This window comes from Castellaniella ginsengisoli, assembly GCF_040955415.1.
GTDB lineage: Bacteria > Pseudomonadota > Gammaproteobacteria > Burkholderiales > Burkholderiaceae_B > Castellaniella > Castellaniella ginsengisoli.
The window spans coordinates 416,138-437,458 of record NZ_CP158257.1; the positions used below are offsets into that span (position 1 = coordinate 416,138).

18 protein-coding genes are annotated in these 21,321 nt (G+C 67.3%); 11 read left to right on the forward strand and 7 right to left on the reverse strand.

The window, feature by feature from the left end; translation table 11 throughout:
- The first annotated feature begins 447 nt into the window (after positions 1 to 447).
- Positions 448 to 3,405, forward strand: a complete 2,958-nt coding sequence (locus tag ABRZ00_RS02030; RefSeq protein ID WP_368641322.1) for an Rne/Rng family ribonuclease — start codon at positions 448 to 450, stop codon at positions 3,403 to 3,405.
- Positions 3,406 to 3,521: 116 nt separating this feature from the next.
- Here the strand turns inward: ABRZ00_RS02030 and accD are convergent, their stop codons facing one another.
- The 4 genes from accD to ABRZ00_RS02050 form a co-directional block, all read right to left on the reverse strand.
- The gene (gene accD, locus ABRZ00_RS02035) at positions 3,522 to 4,400 is read right to left on the reverse strand and encodes an acetyl-CoA carboxylase, carboxyltransferase subunit beta (RefSeq protein WP_343837008.1); all 879 of its coding nucleotides are present in this window, start codon (positions 4,398 to 4,400) and stop codon (positions 3,522 to 3,524) included.
- 2 nt (positions 4,401 to 4,402) lie between these two features.
- Positions 4,403 to 5,233, reverse strand: a complete 831-nt coding sequence (gene trpA / locus ABRZ00_RS02040; protein WP_368641321.1) for a tryptophan synthase subunit alpha — start codon at positions 5,231 to 5,233, stop codon at positions 4,403 to 4,405.
- Between the two features lie 19 nt (positions 5,234 to 5,252).
- Positions 5,253 to 6,452, reverse strand: coding sequence for a tryptophan synthase subunit beta (trpB, locus tag ABRZ00_RS02045; protein ID WP_368641320.1), 1,200 nt, complete (start codon positions 6,450 to 6,452; stop codon positions 5,253 to 5,255).
- Between the two features lie 134 nt (positions 6,453 to 6,586).
- Positions 6,587 to 8,782, reverse strand: a complete 2,196-nt coding sequence (locus tag ABRZ00_RS02050) for a bifunctional (p)ppGpp synthetase/guanosine-3',5'-bis(diphosphate) 3'-pyrophosphohydrolase (protein WP_368641319.1) — start codon at positions 8,780 to 8,782, stop codon at positions 6,587 to 6,589.
- Positions 8,783 to 8,879: 97 nt separating this feature from the next.
- On the opposite strand from ABRZ00_RS02050, the gene ABRZ00_RS02055 reads away from it, so the two are divergent.
- From ABRZ00_RS02055 to ABRZ00_RS02100, 10 genes are all read left to right on the forward strand, one after another.
- Positions 8,880 to 9,383 (forward strand): NAD(P)H-dependent oxidoreductase, encoded by a 504-nt coding sequence (locus ABRZ00_RS02055; protein ID WP_368641318.1) that lies wholly within the window; start codon positions 8,880 to 8,882, stop codon positions 9,381 to 9,383.
- Positions 9,384 to 9,597: 214 nt separating this feature from the next.
- On the forward strand, positions 9,598 to 9,924 hold the full coding sequence (gene fdxA, locus ABRZ00_RS02060; RefSeq protein ID WP_368641317.1) for a ferredoxin FdxA: 327 nt from the start codon (positions 9,598 to 9,600) through the stop codon (positions 9,922 to 9,924).
- 172 nt (positions 9,925 to 10,096) lie between these two features.
- Positions 10,097 to 11,314 carry a polyhydroxyalkanoate depolymerase gene (locus ABRZ00_RS02065; RefSeq protein ID WP_368641316.1) on the forward strand — a complete coding sequence of 406 codons (1,218 nt, stop codon included), beginning with the start codon at positions 10,097 to 10,099 and terminating at the stop codon, positions 11,312 to 11,314.
- A 12-nt stretch (positions 11,315 to 11,326) separates the two neighbouring features.
- Complete coding sequence (locus ABRZ00_RS02070; RefSeq protein ID WP_368641315.1) at positions 11,327 to 11,989, forward strand: RnfABCDGE type electron transport complex subunit B; 663 nt, start codon at positions 11,327 to 11,329, stop codon at positions 11,987 to 11,989.
- Entirely contained in the window at positions 11,986 to 12,630 is a 645-nt protein-coding gene (gene nth, locus ABRZ00_RS02075; RefSeq protein ID WP_368641314.1) for an endonuclease III, read from the forward strand. The genes ABRZ00_RS02070 and nth overlap by 4 nt, the downstream gene beginning before the upstream one ends.
- 154 nt (positions 12,631 to 12,784) lie before the next feature.
- A complete protein-coding gene (locus ABRZ00_RS02080) occupies positions 12,785 to 13,567 on the forward strand; it encodes an ABC transporter ATP-binding protein (RefSeq protein ID WP_368640326.1) in 783 nt (260 codons plus the stop codon).
- Positions 13,564 to 14,280 carry an ABC transporter ATP-binding protein gene (locus tag ABRZ00_RS02085; RefSeq protein ID WP_368641313.1) on the forward strand — a complete coding sequence of 239 codons (717 nt, stop codon included), beginning with the start codon at positions 13,564 to 13,566 and terminating at the stop codon, positions 14,278 to 14,280. The genes ABRZ00_RS02080 and ABRZ00_RS02085 overlap by 4 nt, the downstream gene beginning before the upstream one ends.
- Positions 14,281 to 14,333: 53 nt before the next feature.
- Positions 14,334 to 15,542 (forward strand): ABC transporter substrate-binding protein, encoded by a 1,209-nt coding sequence (locus ABRZ00_RS02090; RefSeq protein ID WP_368641312.1) that lies wholly within the window; start codon positions 14,334 to 14,336, stop codon positions 15,540 to 15,542.
- 84 nt (positions 15,543 to 15,626) lie between these two features.
- On the forward strand, positions 15,627 to 16,514 hold the full coding sequence (locus ABRZ00_RS02095; RefSeq protein ID WP_343837037.1) for a branched-chain amino acid ABC transporter permease: 888 nt from the start codon (positions 15,627 to 15,629) through the stop codon (positions 16,512 to 16,514).
- Entirely contained in the window at positions 16,511 to 17,479 is a 969-nt protein-coding gene (locus ABRZ00_RS02100; protein ID WP_343837040.1) for a branched-chain amino acid ABC transporter permease, read from the forward strand. The genes ABRZ00_RS02095 and ABRZ00_RS02100 overlap by 4 nt, the downstream gene beginning before the upstream one ends.
- A gap of 59 nt (positions 17,480 to 17,538) precedes the next feature.
- Here ABRZ00_RS02100 and ABRZ00_RS02105 read toward each other — a convergent pair whose 3' ends face one another.
- Genes ABRZ00_RS02105 through ABRZ00_RS02115 form a run of 3 tightly spaced genes read right to left on the reverse strand, consistent with a single transcriptional unit; the run spans position 17,539 to position 21,291 of the window.
- Positions 17,539 to 18,336 carry an ABC transporter ATP-binding protein gene (locus ABRZ00_RS02105; RefSeq protein ID WP_368647821.1) on the reverse strand — a complete coding sequence of 266 codons (798 nt, stop codon included), beginning with the start codon at positions 18,334 to 18,336 and terminating at the stop codon, positions 17,539 to 17,541.
- Positions 18,333 to 20,204: an ATP-binding cassette domain-containing protein gene (locus ABRZ00_RS02110; protein ID WP_368647886.1), complete on the reverse strand. Its 1,872-nt coding sequence runs from the start codon at positions 20,202 to 20,204 to the stop codon at positions 18,333 to 18,335. The genes ABRZ00_RS02105 and ABRZ00_RS02110 overlap by 4 nt, the downstream gene beginning before the upstream one ends.
- Before the next feature lie 49 nt (positions 20,205 to 20,253).
- The gene (locus tag ABRZ00_RS02115) at positions 20,254 to 21,291 is read right to left on the reverse strand and encodes a branched-chain amino acid ABC transporter permease (RefSeq protein WP_343837045.1); all 1,038 of its coding nucleotides are present in this window, start codon (positions 21,289 to 21,291) and stop codon (positions 20,254 to 20,256) included.
- Between the last annotated feature and the right edge of the window lie 30 nt (positions 21,292 to 21,321).

Below are 21,321 nucleotides of genomic sequence, written 5' to 3' on the forward strand. Positions count from 1 at the left end.
GGCTGGAAACCGCCTGGCGTAGAGACGCAATGGATGCATCTCCGTCGGGCAGCAGGGACCCCATTGTACTGCCCCACTTCCAGCCTTCAGGTCCTTGGTCGCCGGCCCCGTCCCGGTTCCCTTCCCCCGCGCATGTTCGCCGGGCGCCGGAACCGCCGTCAGGCCGCGTGCGACGCCGTAGATTCTGCTCGCTCTTCCGCACCGGACGCGGCCCACAGCCCGCGCCCGCCGTTCCCAGCAATCATTTCGTCAACCACACATCGTGCCCTTGACCACCCTGCTGACAGAACCTGGCGCCTACCGGCGCACCGTGCCCCCTCCCCAGGAGACCGGCGCGGCCTGACCTCGTCAGCGCACCGATCCCCTCGCAGACTGCCGCATCGCACACCGAGTGACCCGTGGCCGTGCGCCGAATCCGGCGCGCCCTGACTACGGAGAAACCCACTCATGAAACGCATGCTGTTCAATGCGACGCACCAAGAAGAATTACGCGTCGCGATTGTCGATGGCCAGAAGCTGATCGATCTGGACATCGAGACCGCCGGGCGCGAACAGCGCAAAGGCAACATCTACAAAGGCGTCATCACCCGCATCGAACCGGGGCTGGAGGCCTGCTTCGTCAACTACGGGGAAGACCGCCACGGCTTTCTGCCCTTCAAGGAAGTCGCCCGCACCTACTTCAAGGAAGGCGTGGATGTGCGCAATGCGCGCATCCAGGACGCCCTGTCCGAAGGCCAGGAACTCATCATCCAGGTCGAAAAGGAAGAACGCGGCAACAAGGGCGCCGCCCTCACCACCTTCATCTCTCTCGCCGGCCGCTACCTGGTGCTGATGCCCAACAACCCGCGCGGCGGCGGCGTGTCGCGCCGGGTCGAAGGCGAAGACCGCCAGGAACTGCGCGAAACCATGGACCAGCTGGAAATCCCGGCCGGCATGAGCATGATCGCCCGCACCGCCGGCATCGGCCGCGGCGTCGAAGAACTGCAATGGGACTTGAACTACCTGCTGCAGCTCTGGACCGCCATCGATGCCGCCGCCCGCGAGAACAAGGCGCCGATCCTGATCTACCTGGAATCCAGTCTCGTCATCCGCGCCATCCGCGACTACTTCTCGCCGGAAATCGGTGAAATCCTGATCGACACGGACGATATCCACGACCAGGCGACCGCCTTCATGAGCGTGGTCATGCCCGACAACGTCAATCGCGTGAAACGCTACCGCGACGATGTGCCGCTGTTCTCCCGCTTCCAGATCGAGCACCAGATCGAGACCGCCTATTCACGCACGGTCACGCTGCCCTCGGGCGGCGCCATCGTCATCGACCATACCGAAGCCCTGGTGGCGGTGGACGTCAACTCCGCGCGCTCGACGCGCGGCGCCGACATCGAGGAAACCGCCCTGCGCACCAACCAGGAAGCCGCCGACGAAGTCGCCCGCCAACTGCGCCTGCGCGACCTGGGCGGCCTGATCGTGATCGACTTCATCGACATGGAGGACAGCAAGAACCAGCGCGCCGTCGAACAGCGCCTGCGCGATGCCCTGCATTTCGACCGCGCCCGCGTCCAGATGGGCAAGATCTCCCGCTTCGGCCTGATGGAACTGTCCCGCCAGCGCCTGCGTCCAGCCTTGAATGAAGGCTCGCACGTCACCTGCCCGCGCTGCACCGGCACCGGCGTGATCCGCGATGCGGAATCCAGCGCCCTGCATGTCCTGCGCCTGCTCCAGGAAGAAGCCATGAAGGAAGGCACCGCCGCCCTGCACGCCCAGGTGCCGGTCGAGGTCGCCACCTTCCTGCTCAATGAAAAGCGCCGCGACATCGGCCAGATCGAATCCCGCCTGAAGGTGAATCTGGTCCTGATTCCCAACAAGTCCCTGGAAACCCCGCACCATCACATCGAGCGCCTGCGCCACGACGACCCGCGCCTGGACGAAAACAAAACCAGTTTCGAACTCGTCCAGGAACCCGAGGAAAAACTCGTCTGGCAGCCGAACAAGGCCCAGGAGGCCAAGGCCCGCCCCGAGGCCCTGGTCAAGGGCATCCAGCCGGCCCAGCCGGCGCCGGCCCACGTCGAGCGCGCGCCGCGCGCGGCCGTTGCGGCGGCCGCCGCGCCGACCGCGCCGCAAGGCGGCCTGCTCAAGCGCCTGATCGGTTGGATCACGGGCTCTGCCGCCGAAACGGCCGCGCCCGCGGCCGAACCGGCGGCCGCCCCGGCCCGCGAGTCGGGCGACGGTCGTCGGCGCAACGCCTCCGGCCGTTCCGGCGGCCGCCGCAACGAGCGCCGTCCGGATGCGCCCCGAGGCGAACGCGCCGGCCGTACGGAACGGAACGAACGCGGTGAGCGCGGCGAGCGCGGTGAACGCGCGGAGGGCCGTTCCGCGACCCGCCGCGAACGGTCGGCCGCCGAGATCCAATCGGTCCAGACCGATGCTCCGGTCGCCGCCGACGCCCGGCAGGACACCGCCGCCGAACCGCGGCGCAGCCGCAACCGCCGCGGCCGTGGCCGTGGCCGCTCGGAAGACTCGGCTGTCGAGACGGGCGAGGCGATCGCCACCCAGGCCGAAGACCTCGCCGTCCAGGCCCCCACCGATGGCGCCAACCCCTACGGCTTGCCCAATGCGCCGCAAAGCCCGTCCGCTGACGATGCCGCGGGCGATCTCGAACCCGTCGCCGGTCCCGCCGTCGACGCCGAAGCGGACACCGATCTGGAAAGCCCGGATCCGGAACGCAAGCGCCGCCGCCGTCGCGGCCGTCGCGGCCGTCGCAGCGGCGATGCCGCCGATACGCCCGCCACCGAAACCGTGTCGGCCGACGAAGACACGCCGTCGATCGAAACGCACCAAACGCCGCGCTTCGACCCCGAGGTCCTGGCAAGCGATACGCCGGCGGCTCCCCTCGCCGATGAAGCCCCAGTGACTCCCGCCCGGCCCGTCGAGGCCGCCGAGGCTCCGGCCGCGCCCGCGGCAGCCCCGGAACCTGCGCCCACGACCGAGACGGCCGCCCCGGAACCGGTCGAAACGGCCCCGACTCCGGAGCCTGCTCCGGTACTGGCCGCGGCTCCTGAAACCGCCCCCATCCAGGAAGAAACACCTGACCCGATGGTGGCCGCCTCCGCCGAGGCCGATGTCCAGCCCCAGGAAGCGCCCGCCGCCCCAGCGCCGGAAGCGGCAACGCAGGCCGAACCCGAGTCTGAGCCCGTCGCCCAGGCGGCGGCGCAAGAGGCCTCCCGTCCGATCACCCTGCCCTCGCTGGACGCCTCCCTGCAGGCCGCCGGCATGCAGATGGTCGAAACCCGCGCCAGCACGCCGTACGCGCCGCCCGCGCCCCCCAAGCCCCTGGGCCGCGCCCGCAAGCCGGTCGCTCCGGTGCAAAGCGAGCCGCTGCAGCAGGTCGAAACCTCGGATTGATCCGCAACGCCTGCGGGGGCGCAGGCCCCCGAGGCAAAAAAAACCCGAAACCGGCTGAGCCGGTTTCGGGTTTTTCATTGGGCGCGGCCAGGGCGCAGGCGCCAGGCCGGGCGGGATCAGGCAGCTTTCACGACCTCGATCGGCTGGCGGGTGAACAACGCCAGCAGGTGCGCCAGCTCGGCTTGCAACTCGCGGCGATCCACCACGCGATCGATCGCGCCCTTTGTCAGGAGGAATTCGGCGCGCTGAAAGCCTTCCGGCAGCTTTTCGCGCACGGTCTGCTCGATCACGCGCGGGCCGGCAAAGCCGATCAATGCATTGGGTTCGGCCAGCACCACGTCGCCCATGAAGGCAAAGGATGCCGACACCCCGCCCATCGTCGGGTCGGTCAGAATACTGATGAACGGCAGGCCGGCCTCGGACAACTGGTGCAGCATGGCGGTGGTCTTAGCCATCTGCATCAGAGAAAACAGGGACTCCTGCATGCGTGCGCCCCCCGAGGACGAGACGCACACGAAAGGCAGCCGCCGGTCGATGGATTCCTGAACGCCGCGGGCGAAGCGCTCGCCCACCACCGACCCCATCGAGCCCCCCATGAAGGCGAACTCGAAGCAGGCCAGCACCGTCGGCACCGACAGGACCGTGCCGCTCATCACCACCATCGCCTCGGACTCGCCGGTCTGCTTGACGGCCTCGGCCACGCGTTCCGGATACCGGCGCGAATCCTTGAATTTCAAAGGATCCATCGGACGCGTCTGCGCGCCGATCTCGGTGCGGCCGTCAGGATCCAGCAGCGAGTCGATCCGCGCCCGGGCCCCGATGCGCATGTGATGGCTGCACTTGGGGCAGACGTTCAAGGTTGCCTGCAAGTCTTCTTTATAAAGCACCGATTCGCAGGAGGGGCACTTGACCCATAAACCTTCGGGCACGCGCTTGGAAGCCGAATCGCTGTTCCGGTTGATGCGCGGGGGGAGAATCTTTTCAAACCAGCTCATGGTCAGCCTTCTTTTCTGATGGGTTCGATGGCCTGGCGCACCTGGGCCAGCCACTGGGCCGCCGCACCGATGGCGGCCTGCGGACCGTCCCGCCGGGACGCTTCCTCGATGATCTGTATGATCTTGCTGCCGATCACCACGGCATCGGCATGCCGCGCCACCCGTGCGGCGCTCTCGGCGTCGCGAATGCCGAAGCCCACGCCCACGGGGATGCTCACGTGGCGGCGGATGGCCGCTACGTGCCGGGCCACGTCATCGGTGTCCAGGTGGCCGGCGCCGGTCACGCCCTTGAGTGAAACATAATAGACGTAGCCCCGGGCCAGCCGGGCCACCTCGCGGATGCGTCCGTCGGTCGAGGTGGGCGCCAGCAGGTAGATCGGATCCAGCCCCGCCTGCTCCAGCAGGCGGGCGAACTCGACGGATTCCTCGGGGGTGTAATCCACGGTGAGCACACCGTCCACGCCGGCTTGCGCGGCACGCTGCACGAAGGCGGCCTGGCCCATGCATTCGACGGGATTGGCATAGCCCATCAGCACGACCGGCGTCTCGGCGTCCTGGCGGCGGAATTCGGCGACGATGTCCAGCACGCTGCCCAGACTGGCGCCCGCGGCGATGGCGCGATCGCCGGCCTGCTGGATCACCGGGCCGTCGGCCATGGGATCGGAAAACGGCACCCCCAGCTCGATGACGTCGGCGCCGGCCGCCGCCAGGGCGTGCATCAGCGCGGGGGTGGACGCCACCAGGGGATCGCCCGCCGTCACGTACGGAATCAGGGCGGCCCGCCCCGCCAGGGAGGCAAAGCGCGCCGCCAGACGGGCATTCGATGAAGTCATGGCTTGTGTTCCTGAGCTTTTAGAGCGTGATGCCGCCGTATTCGGCCACGGTATGCATGTCTTTGTCGCCCCGGCCGGACAGATTGACCAGGATGATCCGGTCGCGCGGCAAGGTCGGCGCCAGCTTCACCGCGTGGGCGATGGCATGCGAGGACTCCAGGGCGGGCATGATGCCTTCGATGCGGCAGCAGTCGTGGAAAGCGGCCAGGGCTTCCTGGTCGGTGATGCCGACATAATGCGCGCGCCCGCTGTCGTGCAGCCAGGCGTGCTCCGGCCCGACGCCGGGATAATCCAGGCCGGCGGAAACGGAGTGGGTCTCCGTGATCTGGCCGTGCTCGTCTTGCAGCAGATAGGTGCGGTTGCCGTGCAGCACGCCGACCACGCCGCGATTCAGCGAAGCCGCGTGGCGGCCCGAATCCAGGCCTTCTCCGGCGGCTTCGACACCGATCAACTGCACGGACTCGTCCTCGATGTAAGGATGGAAGATGCCGATGGCATTCGACCCGCCGCCCACGGAGGCAAGCACGTAGTCGGGCTGGCGGCCTGCGTCGCGCGGCATCTGTTCGCGGCATTCGCGGCCGATGATGGTCTGAAAATCGCGCACCATCCGGGGATAGGGATCGGGGCCGGCGACAGTGCCAATGATGTAGAACGTATCCTCGACATGGGTGACCCAGTCGCGCATGGCTTCGTTCAGGGCGTCCTTGAGGGTGCGCGAGCCCGACTCGACGGGCACCACGCGGGCGCCCAGCAGCTTCATGCGATAGACGTTCGAGGCCTGGCGGCGGACGTCTTCGCTGCCCATGTAGACCACGCACTCCATGCCATAACGCGCCGCCACGGTCGCCGTGGCCACGCCATGCTGGCCCGCGCCGGTCTCGGCGATCACCCGCTGCTTGCCCATGCGCTTGGCGAGCAGCGCCTGCCCGATGCAATTGTTGACCTTGTGCGCGCCAGTGTGGTTCAGGTCTTCGCGCTTGAACCATATCTGCGCGCCGCCCAGTTGCTCGGACCAGCGGCGGGCATGGTAGACCGGGCTGGGCCGGCCGACGAAGTGTTCCAGCTCGTAGGCGAACTCGCGCTGGAATTCCGGGTCGTCGCGATAGTGCGCGTAGGCCTCGCGCAGCGCGTCCAGGGCATGCACGAGCGTTTCGGCGACGAACGAACCGCCAAACTTTCCGAAATGCCCCTGGGCATCCGGCAGATGATAGGGTTTCAAGTCCAGTCTCGCATCAAAGGCGCCACAAGCCGGGCGCACGGGCTAAACGGGCATTTTAACCGATCGTGGCCGCCGCCCCCGGACACCGCGCACCGCCCTCGCCGGGCCCGCGCGCCCGGGACGGCCTGGCGCGCTCATTGCCTCCCGGCCTGGATTCCGGGCAATTCGTTGAGGGCGACCAGGGCTTGGCGGATCTGCTCGCCATCGCGCACTTCGACGGTGAACACCATGTGCGCCAGCGAACGGCGGCTGTGGGTCGTGACGCGTACCACCCGTAGCCGCAGGCGTGCGAAGACTTCGGAGAGATCGCGCAGCAGATTGGGCCGGTCCTGGGCATGGATGGCAAGATCCACGGGGTACATGGCCTGGCTGGTCCGTCCCCAGGCGACCTCGATGCAGCGTTCGGGGTGGCGTTGCGCCAGAACCGCCCAGGACGGGCAGTCGCTGCGATGGATGGACACGCCCCGGCCGCGCGTCACGAAACCCTCGATGGCATCGGGCGGCACCGGCCGGCAGCAACGCGCCAACTGCGTCATCAGGGAATCGACGCCCACCACCAGCACGCCGCTCTTGCCCGTGCGGGCGACGCTGCCGGCATCGCTGGCGTAGACACGGGCCTCGTCGGGCTGCTCGCGGGCCGGTTCGGGCTCGCGCAGCACGTGATCGATCTGCCGCAGGCTGAACTCTTCCTTGGCGGCCGCGACGTACAGGTCGTCGGCGCGGGCGAAGCCCAGTTGCTGGGCCAGGTGCTCCTGGTTGACGGCCGTCCGGCCCAGACGCTGCAGCTCTTTCTCGACCAGGGTCTGGCCCTGGGCGATGCGCTGCTGCAGTTCGACCGCATTGAACCAGGCCCGGACCTTGGCCCGTGCGCGCGGGCTGGCCAGATAGCCCAACTGGGGATTGAGCCAGTCGCGCGAAGGGCCGCCGGACTTGGCGGCGGTGATTTCCACGGTCTGGCCCGTGCGCAGGGGTGTGGACAAGGGGACGATCTGGCCATCGACCCGGGCGCCCCGGCAGCGGTGGCCCAGGTCGGTATGCAACAGGTAGGCGAAATCCACCGGCGTGGAGCCAGCGGGCAGCTCCAGCACGCGCGCCTGGGGCGTCATGACGTAAATGCGTGCGTCCGGCTGGGGCTCGGACCCGAACGCCGCCGCGCCTTCGTCCTTCCAGGACAGCAATTGGCGCATCCAGGCGATCTTCTGGTCGTACTCCCCGGCGGCGGACACCTGGCCGCCCCGGGCTCCGGCTTCTTTGTAGCGCCAGTGGGCCGCCATCCCGTATTCGGCGAAATGATGCATGTCGCGGGTGCGTATCTGGACCTCGAAGGCCCGTCCTTCGGGATCGGCCACCACCGTGTGCAGGGAACGGTAGCCGTTGGGCTTGGGGCGGGCGATGTAGTCGTCGAACTCTTCGGGCACCGGTGTCCAGAGCGCATGCACCAGCGCCAGCACCGCGTAGCAGGCCCGCTCGTCCTCGACGATGACCCGCAGTGCGCGCAAGTCGAACAACTGGCGGAATTCCAGGTGCTTGATGCGCATCTTGTTCCAGATGCTGTAGATGTGCTTGGGCCGGCCGCTGAGTTCGGCCTGGATGCCGGCTTCGTCCAGCGCCGCCCGCAGGCGCGCCATCACCTCTTCGATGAAGGCCTCGCGCTCGGCGCGTTTTTCTTCGAGCTGGCGGGCGATGGTCTTGTAGGTCTCGGGCTGCAGGAAGCGGAAGGACAGGTCTTCCATTTCCCATTTCAGTTGCCAGATCCCCAGGCGGTTGGCCAGCGGCGTGTACAGCGCCATGGTCTCGCGGGCGAATTCCGGCGGGCAGGGCGTGCGGCTGGCCGCATGCCAGCGCAGCGACTGCAGGCGCGAAGCCAGCCGCATCAGCACGATGCGCAAATCCGCCGCCATGGCCAGCAGCATCTTGCGCTGCATTTCTTTCTGGTCGGTACCGGACACGTCGCCGGCCCGGCCGGCGACGGCCCCCAGGCGCAACAGGGCGCGCACACCCTGGACCAGGGAAGCGATCTCGGGACCGAAGGCCTTGCGCAGCGGGTCGGCGCGCGACAGCTCGCCCGCCGGCACCGGCTGCACGGCCAGCAGGGCCGCCGCCCGCGTGGCGGCATCCGTATCCAGGTCGCGCAGGATCAGGACCACGGCGGCGGCGTGCGCATCCAGCGCCTCGCCCGTGCTGGCCCGCACGCCGCGCAGCGGCTCTCGCACCCAGTCGGCCGCCTGGCGCAAGACCGCCGCATCCGCCCCGCCCAGCCCGCCGCAGGCAGCCTCGAACCACTCGGGACCGAAAGGATCTACGGAAGCGGGCTGCGAAGGGACACTCATGATGCCGGACAGAAGAAAACGAGGCCTGCGAACCAGGCTTTCAAACTCGAAGACTCTATACTACTTGAGTGAGCCCGGCCACGCAGGAACCCACCCCATGACCACCCAATTGCTGATCATCTGGCATTCACGCACCGGCGCCGCCTGGCAGATGGCCCGCGCGGCCGCCGCCGGCGCGCAGGCCGCCGCCGCCGAGCTCGGAGCGGACGACCGCCTGGATCTGCAGATCCGTCCCGCCGAAACCGTGCGGACCGAAAACCTGCTGGCTGCGGACGGCTACCTGTTCGCCGCGCCCGAAAACCTGGCGGCGCTCAGCGGCGCCATGAAGGAATGCCTGGACCGCACCTACTATCACGTGCTGGACCGGATCAGCGGCCGGCCCTACGGCGCCCTGATCACCGCCGGCTCCGACGGCGAAGGCGCGCGCCGGCAACTGGAGCGCATCTGCACCGGCTGGCGGCTGAAGGCCATCGCCCCGACCCTGATCGTGCCCATGCGGGCCCAGACGCCCGAAGCCATCCTGGCCCCCAAGACGGTCCCCGAAGAATGGATCGCGCGCGGCGAGGAGTTGGGGGGCACCCTGGCCGCTTTGCTGCTGTAGCAATATAAAAACCGCTCTCAAGCCGTAGCATCTCTCCACGTCGCGCCTTGCAAGGCGCTCCGATTCGTCAGGACACCGAGCAGTCCGCAGGGACTGCTCGGTGTCCTGACTCATCCCTACCCCTCGCACGGGCTCTGCGGGTTCTCCCTGATAAATTCGGTAAAATCCAGGTTGGCCGCCTTCAAGGCCGTCGTCTGCAAGCCCGGAGCACCCCATGACCCACGTCGTCACCGAAAACTGTATCAAGTGCAAGTACACCGACTGCGTCGATGTCTGTCCCGTGGACTGTTTCCGCGAGGGGCCCAATTTCCTGGTCATCGATCCCGAGGAGTGCATCGACTGCGCCGTCTGCGTGCCCGAATGCCCCGCCAACGCCATCTTCGCCGAAGAAGACGTCCCCCAGGACCAGATCGACTACATCCCGCTCAACGCCGAATTGTCCCCGCTCTTCGGGCCCATCAATCGTTCCGTCAGCCCGCTGGAAGGCGCCGACGACTGGAACGGCGTCGCCGACAAGCTGAAGTACCTGGAACGCCCCTGAATCCCCAGGGCGCCCGCCGATCCGTCTGCAAAACCCCACATCCGGACCGTATATGATTCATATACGGGAAATTCCGGTAGCGCCCTGTCACGTTTACCGGTACTTTAGGTCCGGACGACCGATACTCCGGCATGCGACCCGCGCCGGATCAGACTGACCGGAACGCATACCCATGCTGTACGACCTCCACGAGCTGCAACGCTCGCTTCTTGCGCCTTTCACGGCTTTCACTGAAACCGGTTCACACCTGTTTTCCAACCCCTACAGCCCGCTGGCCTACACCCCGCTGTCGCGGCAATTCGCCGCCGCCTACGAGCTGGCGCACCGGGTGGGCAAAGACTACGAAAAGCCGGCCTGGAGCCTGCCCGTCACCCGGATCGGCGGTCGTGAAGTCGCCGTGCACGAAGACATCGCCCTGGCGCAGCCTTTCTGCCGCCTGGTGCACTTCCGCCGCGATACCCGCCGCCAGGATCCGCGCGTGCTGCTGGTGGCGCCCTTGTCCGGGCATCACGCCACCTTGCTGCGCGACACGGTGCGGGCTCTGCTGCCCCACCACGAGGTCTATGTGACCGACTGGATCGATGCCCGCATGGTGCCGGCCCGCGAAGGCACTTTCGGCCTGGACGACTACATCCGCTACGTCCAGGCCTTCCTGCGCCACCTGGGGCCCGACACCCATGTGATCTCGGTCTGCCAGCCCACGGTGCCTGTCCTGGCGGCGATTTCTCTGCTGGCCGCCGCCGATGATGCCTGTCAGCCGCGCAGCATGATCATGATGGGCGGCCCCATCGACACGCGCAAATCGCCTACCCAGGTCAACCGCCTGGCCACGACCAAGCCTTACGAATGGTTCGAAGACACCCTGATCCACCGGGTGCCGTCCCGCTACCCGGGCGCCGGCCGGCTGGTCTACCCCGGCTTCCTGCAGCATGCGGGCTTCGTCGCCATGAACCCCGACCGGCACCTGAAATCCCATTACGATTTCTACCTGCACCTGCTGCGCGGCGACGACAGCGACGCCGAGGCCCACCGCCGCTTCTACGATGAATACAACGCCGTGCTCGACATGCCGGCCCGCTTCTACCTCGACACCATCCGCATCGTCTTCCAGGAATTCCGCCTGCCGCGCGGCACCTGGGTGGTCGACGGCGAATGCGTCGATCCCGCCGCCATCCGCAAAACGGCCCTGATGACCATCGAGGGCGAACTCGACGACATCTCCGGCCAAGGCCAGACGCACGCCGCCCACGGCCTGTGCGCCAACCTGGCTCCGTCCATGCGGGAGCTCCACACCGCCGCCCGCTGCGGCCATTACGGCATCTTCTCCGGCAGCCGCTGGCGCGAACAGATCTGTCCTAAAATAGCCTCGTTCATTCGCGCCCACGCCTGATCCCGGGCTCCATTGTCCGCCTCCGGGGGACGGCTTGCGCCGTCCCCCGGGCGTTTCCGCCCCACCGTGCCCACACTGACCGACCACCTCGACGCCCTGCTGCCCCAGACCCAATGCACGCAATGCGGCTATGATGGCTGCCGTCCCTACGCCCAGGCCATGGCCGAAGGCCGCGCCGACCTCAACCGTTGCCCACCGGGCGGGCCGCGCGTCATCGAAGCCCTGTCGCAGGCGCTGGGCCGTCCGGCCAAACCTCTGGACCCGGTCTGCGGCACGCACCAGCCGTTCCGGGTGGCGCTCATCGACGAAGCCCACTGCATCGGCTGCACACTGTGCATCCAGGCCTGCCCGGTGGACGCCATCCTGGGGGCCAACCAGAGCATGCATACGGTCATCGAGGCCGACTGCACCGGGTGCGAACGCTGCGTGGCGCCCTGTCCGGTGGACTGCATCACCATGGTTCCGGCGGGCCGCGAATGGACGCCCGACGATGCCAACGCGGCCCGCGCGCGCTACCAGGCCCGCAATGCCCGTCTGCAGGCGCGCCACGATGAAACCGCCGGCCCGGCCGCCCGCACCCTGGCCAACAAGCCCGTCCTGGCCGCGCCCGACCCCCGCGACAAACAGGATCGCATCGCCCAGGCCCTGGCCCGGGCGCGCGCCCGACGCCCATGAAACGCACCGCCATCGAAGAATGCTTCCGCCGTCTGCGCGAAGCCAACCCGCACCCCAAGACGGAACTGGAATACGGCAGCGTGTTCCAGTTGCTGGTGGCCGTCATGCTTTCGGCCCAGTCCACCGACCGTTCGGTCAACCTCGCCACCCGCCGCTTCTTCCCGAACCACGGCACGCCCGAGGGGCTGCTGGCCCTGGGCGAAGAAGGGTTGACCGAGGCGATCCGCACCATTGGCCTATACAAGACCAAGGGGCGCAACGTCATCCGCACTTGCGAACTGCTGCTGGAGCGGCACGGCGGCCAGGTGCCCGACCGCAGGGAAGACCTGGAAGCCCTGCCCGGCGTCGGCCGCAAGACCGCCAACGTGGTGCTGAACACGGCGTTCCGCCAGCCCGCGATGGCCGTGGACACGCACATCTTCCGCGTATCCAACCGGACCGGCATCGCACCGGGCAAGACCGTGCTGGCCGTCGAACAGGCCCTGCTGCGCCGGGTGCCCAAAGACTATTTGCTGGACGCACACCATTGGCTGATCCTGCATGGCCGCTATGTCTGCGTCGCCCGCAAGCCGAAATGCCCCCAGTGCCCGATTGCCGATCTGTGCGATTACCCTGACAAGACCCGCCTCGACGCGGGCTGAACCCGCCGGCCCCCGGTTTGGAATATTGCACCGCAACATCCGCGCAACACAACGGCAATTCTGTAAAACCCCTATAGAGCCGAGTCAGAGGCAGTTCCATACTTGAAACATTCCGCCACCGGGCACCGCATTGCGACATTGGATACAGGGCACTATGGGCACAGAACCCCCCATCATTCTTGAAACGCGCAACCTCACGAAAACCTTTCTCGGCTTCACCGCCGTGGATTCCGTGGACCTGAAAGTCCAACGCGGCCACATCCATGCGCTGATCGGTCCCAACGGCGCGGGCAAGACCACCTGCTTCAATCTGCTGACCAAGTTCCTCGTGCCCAGCCAGGGCCAGATCTTCTTCGACGGCAAGGAAATCACCGGCGACAAGCCGGCGGAAATCGCCCGCAAGGGCATCATCCGCTCCTTCCAGATCTCGGCCGTCTTCCCGCAACTGACGGTACTCGACAACGTGCGCATCGCGCTGCAGCGCGCCACCGGCACCTCGTTTCACTTCTGGCGCAGCGAGAACAGCCTGAACCACCTCAACGCCCGGGCCCTTGAACTGCTTGCCGAAGTCGATCTGGCCGACTTCGCGACCGACATGACCGTCAACCTGCCCTACGGCCGCAAGCGCGCCCTGGAAATCGCCACCACCCTGGCGATGGAGCCCAGCCTCATGCTGCTGGACGAACCCACCCAGGGCATGGGCCACGAAGACGTCGATCGCGTCACCCGGCTCATCAAGCAGGTCAGCGCCGGGCGCACCATCCTGATGGTCGAACACAATATGAAAGTCGTCTCCTCCATCGCCGACCGCATCACCGTGCTGGCGCGCGGCGCCGTGCTGGCCGAAGGCGATTACGCTGCCGTCTCGAACAATCCCGCCGTGATGGAGGCCTACATGGGCACTACGCAAGGCGAACTCGAAGGGGCCCACGCATGAGCACGAGTTCGGCACTCGAAATCTCCGACCTGCACGCCTGGTACGGCGAATCGCATGTCCTGCACGGCGTGAACATGCGCGTCGAGCCCGGCCAGGTCGTCACCCTGCTGGGGCGCAACGGCGCCGGGCGCACCTCCACGCTGCGCGCGCTGCTGGGCCTGACCAGCAGGCGCACCGGTTCGATCCGCATCCAGGGCACCGAATCGATCCACCTGCCCACCTACCGCATCGCGCATCTGGGCATCGGCTACTGCCCCGAAGAACGCGGCATCTTCGCCTCGCTGTCCTGCGAAGAAAACCTGCTGCTGCCGCCAACCGTGGGCGACACGCTGGGCGGCGGCATGTCGCTGGCCGAGATCTACGACATGTTCCCCAACCTGCTCGAACGGCGCAATTCGCCGGGCACCCGCCTGTCCGGCGGCGAGCAGCAGATGCTGGCCGTGGCGCGCATCCTGCGCACCGGCGCCAACCTCCTTCTGCTCGACGAAATCTCCGAAGGTCTGGCCCCGGTGATCGTGCAGGCGCTGGACCGCATGATCCGCACCCTCAAGGCCAAGGGCTACACCATCGTCATGGTCGAGCAGAACTTCCGCTTCGCCGCGCCCCTGGCCGACCATTTCTACGTCATGGAACACGGCCAGATCGTCGAACAATTCCCGGCTGCCCAGCTCCAGGAAAAACAATCCACCCTGGACAGCCTGCTCGGCGTCTGAAACGCCTTTTCCACAGATTCGCCGGCACGACCGGCATATACAGGAGACTTCCCATGAAACTGCGTACCCTATCCGCCGCACTGGCCGTTGCAGGCCTGGGCTTCGGTCTCTCGGCCCAAGCCGCGGGGATTTCCGACGATGTGATCCGCATCGGTTTCATCGCCGACATGTCCGGCGTATATGCGGATATCGACGGCAATGCCGGCGCCGACGCCATCCGCATGGCGATTGCCGACATGGGGGGCGAGATCAACGGGAAGAAAATCGAACTGCTGACCGCCGACCACCAGAACAAGGCCGACATCGCCTCGGCACGCGCCCGCGAATGGTTCGACCAGCAACACCTGGACATGCTGATCGGCGGCACCAATTCCGCCACCGCGCTGGCCATGGCCGCCGTGGCCGCAGAGAAGAAAAAACCCTTCATGGTGATCGGGGCCGGCTCCTCGGCGCTGACCAACGCCCAATGCACGCCCTACACCATTCACTACGCATACAACACCGTCGCGCTGGCCAACGGCACGGGTTCGGCCGTGGTGCGTGAAGGCGGCAAGTCCTGGTTCTACCTGACGGCCGACTACGCCTTCGGCCATTCCCTCGAGCAAGACACGATGAAGGTCGTGGAAAAGTCCGGCGGCAAGAACCTGGGCGCCGTGCGCGCGCCCTTGTCCACGACCGACTTCTCCTCTTTCCTGCTGCAGGCGCAAAGCTCCGGCGCCCAGGTCCTGGGCCTGGCCAACGCGGGCGGCGACTTCATCAACTCCGTCAAGGCCGCCAAGGAATTCGGCGTCACCCAGACCATGAGCCTGGCCGGCCTGCTGGTGTTCATCAACGACATCCACGCCCTGGGCCTGGACAACACCGCCGGCCTGTACCTGACCACGGCCTGGTATTGGGACCAGGATGATGCCTCGCGCGCCTGGTCCAAGCGTTTCTTCGAGCAGCACAACCGCGCGCCGTCCTTCCTGCAGGCGGGTGACTACTCCGCCGCCAAGACCTACCTGGAGGCCGTCAAGGCGATCGGCACGGATGATGGCGACGCCGTCATGAAGCAGCTCAAGAGCACCACCATCAACGACATGTTCATGAAGGACGGCCACATCCGCAAGGACGGCCTGGCGATGCACGACATGTACCTGGCGCAGGTCAAGAAGCCCGACCAGTCCAAGGCGCCCTGGGACTACTACAACATCGTGCGCAAGCTGCCGGCCGAAGCCGTCTACGGCGACGAATCGACTTCCACTTGCGCCCTTCTCAAGTAACCGGCGCATGACCTCCGGCCCCGCGTCTTCGGGCGCGGGGCCGCGAGCCGCATCACTCTTTTCGCCCGATTCCGCCGCAGCCCTATGACACAACTTTTCGGTGTTCCTCTCCAGGCCCTGCTCGGTCAACTCCTGCTCGGTCTGGTCAACGGCTCGTTCTACGCCGTGCTATCGCTGGGGCTGGCCGTCATCTTCGGCTTGCTCAACATCATCAATTTCGCCCACGGCGCGCTCTACATGCTGGGCGCCTTCGTCGCCTGGATGGGCCTGCAGTACCTCGGGCTAAGCTACTGGGTCATGCTCTTCGTGGCCCCCGTGGTCGTGGGCCTGTTCGGCATCGTCCTCGAACGCCTGCTGCTGCGCCACCTGTACAAGCTCGACCACCTCTACGGGCTGCTGCTCACCTTCGGGCTGACGCTGCTCATCGAAGGGCTGTTCCGCAGCTTCTACGGCGTCTCGGGCCAGCCTTACAGCACCCCGGCCCTGCTCCAGGGCGGCGTGAACCTCGGCTTCATGTTCATGCCCATCTACCGCGGCTGGGTCGTGGTGGCCTCTCTCCTGGTCTGCCTGCTGACCTGGTTCGTCATCGAAAAAACCCGCCTGGGCGCCCTGCTGCGCGCCGGCACTGAAAACCCCAAGCTGGTCGAGGCATTCGGCGTGAACGTGCCGCTCATGATCTCGCTCACCTTCGGCTTCGGCGTCGGGCTGGCCGGCTTCGCCGGCGTGCTCGCCGCGCCGATCCTGCAAGTCTCGCCGCTGATGGGTTCGAACCTGATCATCGTCGTCTTTGCCGTGGTCGTCATCGGCGGCATGGGCTCGATCATGGGTTCGATCCTCACCGGCCTGGGGCTGGGCATTATCGAAGGCTTCACCAAGGTCTTCTGGCCCGAGGCCTCCAGCACCGTGGTGTTCATCATCATGGTGATCGTGCTGCTCATCCGCCCGGCCGGGCTGTTCGGGAAAGAATCATGAATCGTCAATTGATAGGCTACCTGGCCGCCATCATCCTGCTGGCCGCGCTGCCGGCCCTGGGCGGCTACCCGATCTTCATCATGAAGGTCATGTGCTATGCCTTGTTCGCCTGCGCCTTCAACCTGCTGCTGGGCTACACGGGGCTGCTGTCCTTCGGTCACGCGGCCTTCCTCGGGCTGGCCGCCTATGCCTGCGGCCAGTCGCTGGCGGTCTGGGGCTGGCCCACGGCCGGCGGCCTGCTCTTTGGCACCGCCGCGGCCGGCGTCCTGGGCCTGATCTTCGGCATCCTGTCGATCCGGCGCAGCGGCATCTACTTCGCCATGATCACCCTGGCGCTGGCGCAGATGCTGTTCTTCTACTTCCTGCAGGCGCCGTTCACCGGCGGCGAGGACGGCCTGCAAGGCATCCCGCGCGGCAGCATCCTGGGCCTGGATCTGTCCGAGGACATCAACCTGTATTACGTGGTGCTGCTGATCTTCATACTGGGCTATGCCCTGATCTGGCGCACCGTGCATTCGCCCTTCGGCCAGGTGCTCAAGGCCATCCGCGAGAACGAGCCGCGCATGATCTCGCTCGGTTACGACGTCGACCGCTTCAAGCTGCTGGCCTTCGTGCTCTCGGCCACCCTCGCGGGTCTGGCCGGCGCCACCAAATCGCTGGTGTTCGTCTCGGCCACCTTGTCCGATGCCACCTGGCACATGTCTGGCACCGTCGTCCTGATGACGCTGATCGGCGGCATGGGCACGCTGACCGGGCCGGTGTTGGGCGCGATCATCGTCGTGGCGCTGGAAAACAAGGTCGGCGAGTTCGGCCGCTTCCTGATGCATCAGACCGGCATCGAGTGGTTCCGTGTGCTGGGCGAATCGGTCACCATCGTCATCGGCCTGATCTTCATCATCTGCGTGCTGGCCTTCCGCAGGGGAATCGTCGGCGAATGGCTGGCCTGGCGGCAGAAAGCCGGCTGAGCCGGCCCGCCTCCGAGCGGCCTGCATGCCGCTCGGACTTGCCGGGCGCACCAGCGTCCTCAAGGACGCTGGTGCGTCCCGGCAAGTCCCAAATAACTTTCGATGACTCGGGGGTGGCCGGCCAGCATGCGGGCCTCGCCTTCCAGGATGACGGCGCCGGTTTCAAGCACATAGCCTCGGTCGGCGACGTGCAAGGCCGCCCGGGCGTTCTGCTCGACCAGCAGGATGGAAACGCCGGTGCTGCGCAACTGGGTGATCGTCTGGAAAATCTCGCGCACCACGCGGGGCGCCAGGCCCAGGCTGGGCTCATCCAGCATCAGCAGCGCCGGACGCGCCATCAGCGCCCGGCCCAACGCCAGCATCTGGCGCTCGCCGCCCGACAGCGTGCCCGCCGCCTGGGCGGCGCGTTCACGCAGACGCGGAAACAGGGCATAGACCTCGTCCAGGGTGTCGCGCCAGCCGCGTACTCCCGCCCGGTACAGGCGAAAGCCGCCCAGAAGCAGGTTGTCGCGCACCGACATGCTGGCGAACAGTTCACGGCGCTCCGGCACCAGCGACAGGCCTTGGCCGACGCGGCGCTCGATGTCCCAACCCTGGATCTCGGCACCCTGGAACAGGATCGAACCCCGGCTGTGCCCCCGCAGGGGAAGCGCACCCATGATGGCGCCCAGCAGGGTCGATTTTCCGGCGCCATTGGCGCCGATGACGGTGACGATCTCGCCGGCGCCCACCGTCAGGTCGATGGGATCCAGCGCGGCCACCTTACCGTAATGCGCCGACAGGCCGCGGACCGACAGCACGGGGCCGGCAGGCCTCGGCGCGCGTGCGCCGGAGGCGGAATGATTCACGGCATTCATGTGGCTTCCCCCGGACTGTGCGCCACGGCCTCGCGGCCGGCAGGCCGCCCGGATGCCTCCGGCACGGGACGGTCCGCGCCGCGGCTGGGCTCATCCCAGGCGTCATCGAGGCCGCCCAGATAGGCTTCCAGAACGGCCGGATTGCGCTGGATGTCGGCCGGGACGCCCTCGGCCAGCCGTGTGCCGAAATCCATGACCAGCAGGTGATCGGTGAGATTCATGACGAAATCCATGTCGTGCTCGACCAGGAGCAGGCTCATGCCCTCGCGGCGCAATTGATCCAGCACGGCCGCGAGGGCCTGTTTCTCCTGGTACCGCAAGCCGGCGGCCGGTTCGTCGAGCAGCAGCGCAATGGGATCGCAGCACAGCGCCCGGGCGATTTCCACGATGCGCTGCCGGCCCAGCGGCAGGCTGCCGGCCGGCTGGTCGATCACGTCGCCCAGGCCCACCCGCCCGACCTGGCGCGCGGCTTCGCGCAACAGCGACGCCTCGTCGGCGCGGTCCAGACGCAGCGCGGCCGCAACCACGCCGGCGCGGCTGCGCAGGTGAGCGCCCAGCGCGACATTTTCAAGTACGCTCATGTCGGGCATCAACTGCACATGCTGGAAGCTGCGCGCCATGCCCCGGCGGGCGATTTCACGCGCCGGCAGGCCGTCGATACGCTCCCCCATGAATCGGACCGCGCCGCCCGACAGTGGCATCACGCCGCTGATGAGGTTGAAGGTGGTGCTCTTGCCCGCGCCGTTGGGGCCGATCAGCCCCATGATCTCGCCTGCCCTCAGACGGAAGCTGATGTCGTTGACCGCCACCAGGCCGCCGAACTCCTTGCGCACCCGATCCACTTCCAGCACCAGGTCGCCCGCAGCAGGCGCGGGCCGCTGCGGCAACCCGGGCGCCGCGGCCAGTCGCGCCGGATCATGGCCGTTCGGTTCGGCGCGCCCCCCCAGTTGCCGCCACAGCCGCGCCAGCACGGGCCACAGGCCGTCGCGGGCGAACTGCAGCACCAGGATCATCAGCACGCCGAAGGCCAGCAATTCGAGGTTGGCGCTGGTGCCCACCAGGCCGGGCAGCACATTCTGCAATTGATCCTTGACGATCAGGATGACGGCGGCGCCCGCCACCGCGCCCCAGACACTGCCCGAGCCGCCCACCACGGCCATGAACAAGTATTCGATCCCGTAGCCCAGGCCGAAGGGGCTGGGACTGACGGCGCGCTGCATGTGCGCGTACAGCCAGCCCGACACGCAGCCCAGCAAAGCGGCGTAGACGAAGATCACGACCTTGTAATGCGCCAGATCGACACCGAAGGATTCAGCCATCGAGCCGCTGCGCAGCGCGCGGATGGCCCGCCCCGCGCGCGAGTCCAGCAGATTGTGCGTGGCCCACAGGGCCAGCAGCAGGATCAGCCAGATCAGCAGATACATGCGGGGTCCGGTCCCCAGGGACCAGCCGCCGATCGACAGCGGCGGAATCCCCGCGATGCCGTCGTAGCGCCCCAGGAAATCCAGGTTTCCATACAGGTAGTACAGCGCCAGGCACCAGGCCAGGGTGCACAGCGGCAGGTAATGGCCGGACAGACGCAGCGTGATCGCGCCCAGCGCATACGCCACCAGGCAAGTCAGCAGCAGGCCCGCCGCCAGGCCCAGCCAGGGGGACACGCCGGCAGCCGTCGTCAGCCAGGCCGTGCTGTAGGCCCCCAAGCCGACGAAGGCCGATTGGCCAAAAGAGGTCAGCCCGCCGACTCCGGTCAGCAACACCAGCCCCAGCACCACCAGGCTGTAGAGCCCGATGTAGTTCATCTGGGTGATCCAGAAGGCGGACACGCCCGGAATCCACGGCAGCAGCGCCAGGACCGGGAGCAGGATCATCAAGGCATGACGCGGGCGCATCAGGACAGCTCGCTCGGCAGACGGGACACTAGTCCTCCTCGTCCAGGTGGACGCTGCCGAAAGAGCGCCACAGCAGGACCGGAATGATCAGGGTGAAGACGATGGCTTCCTTGAAGGGACTGGCCCAGAACGAGGAAAAAGCCTCGAGGATGCCGACGAACAGAGCGCCGGCGGCGGCGGCCGGATAACTGACCAGGCCACCGAAGATGGCCGCCACGAAGCCCTTCAGCCCGATGAGGAAGCCCGTGTCGTAATAGATGGTGGTGATGGCCGCGATCAGCATGCCCGACAGCGCGCCGATGGCGGCCGCCAGGGTGAAGGTCAGACTGCCCGCCACGCGCGTGCTGATGCCGACCAGCCGCGCCCCGCGCCGGTTGACGGCGGTGGCCCGCAAGGCGCTGCCGTAGAGGGTGCGGCTGAAGAACAGCCACAGCCCGCCGATCAGCAGGGCGCACGTGCCCAGCACCGCGAAAGTCTGCGCGGTCCAGGTCACCGGCCCGATCTGCACCGACCCCTCGACCAGGGCCGGCGTGCGCCAGCCTTCGGCACCGAAGAACAACAACCCCAGGCCGGTCAGGGCGAAGTGCACGGCCACCGACACGATCAGCAGCACCAGCACGCTGGCCTGCTCGACCGGCTGGTACACCAGGCGGTAGATCATCGGCCCCATGGGCACGACCAGGGCCAGCGCGAACAGCACGCGCAGCGCCAGCGGCACATCCGGGCCGGCCGCCAGCGGCGCCAGCGCCTCAAGCGCCAGCGGCAGGACCAGCGCCCAGCCCAGCGTGCGGCCATAGCCGCGCCACTGGCGGGCGCGCCAGCACGAGACGGCTTCGGCCAGGCAGACCAGCACGCCCATCAGCACCAGCAGATGCGCCGTCCCAGGCACCCGGCCGTTGGCGAGAAACGCCAGGGACAAGGCGCCGAAGGTGACGAATTCCCCCTGGGGGATCAGGATCACCCGCGTCACGACGAACACCAGCACCAGCGCCAGGCCCAGCAGCGCGTAGATGGCGCCGTTCAGGATGCCGTCCTGCAACAGGATCAGCGCAATCGTCAGATCCATGGCGCCTTCCCGCCGGAAAGCCGGCCGCTT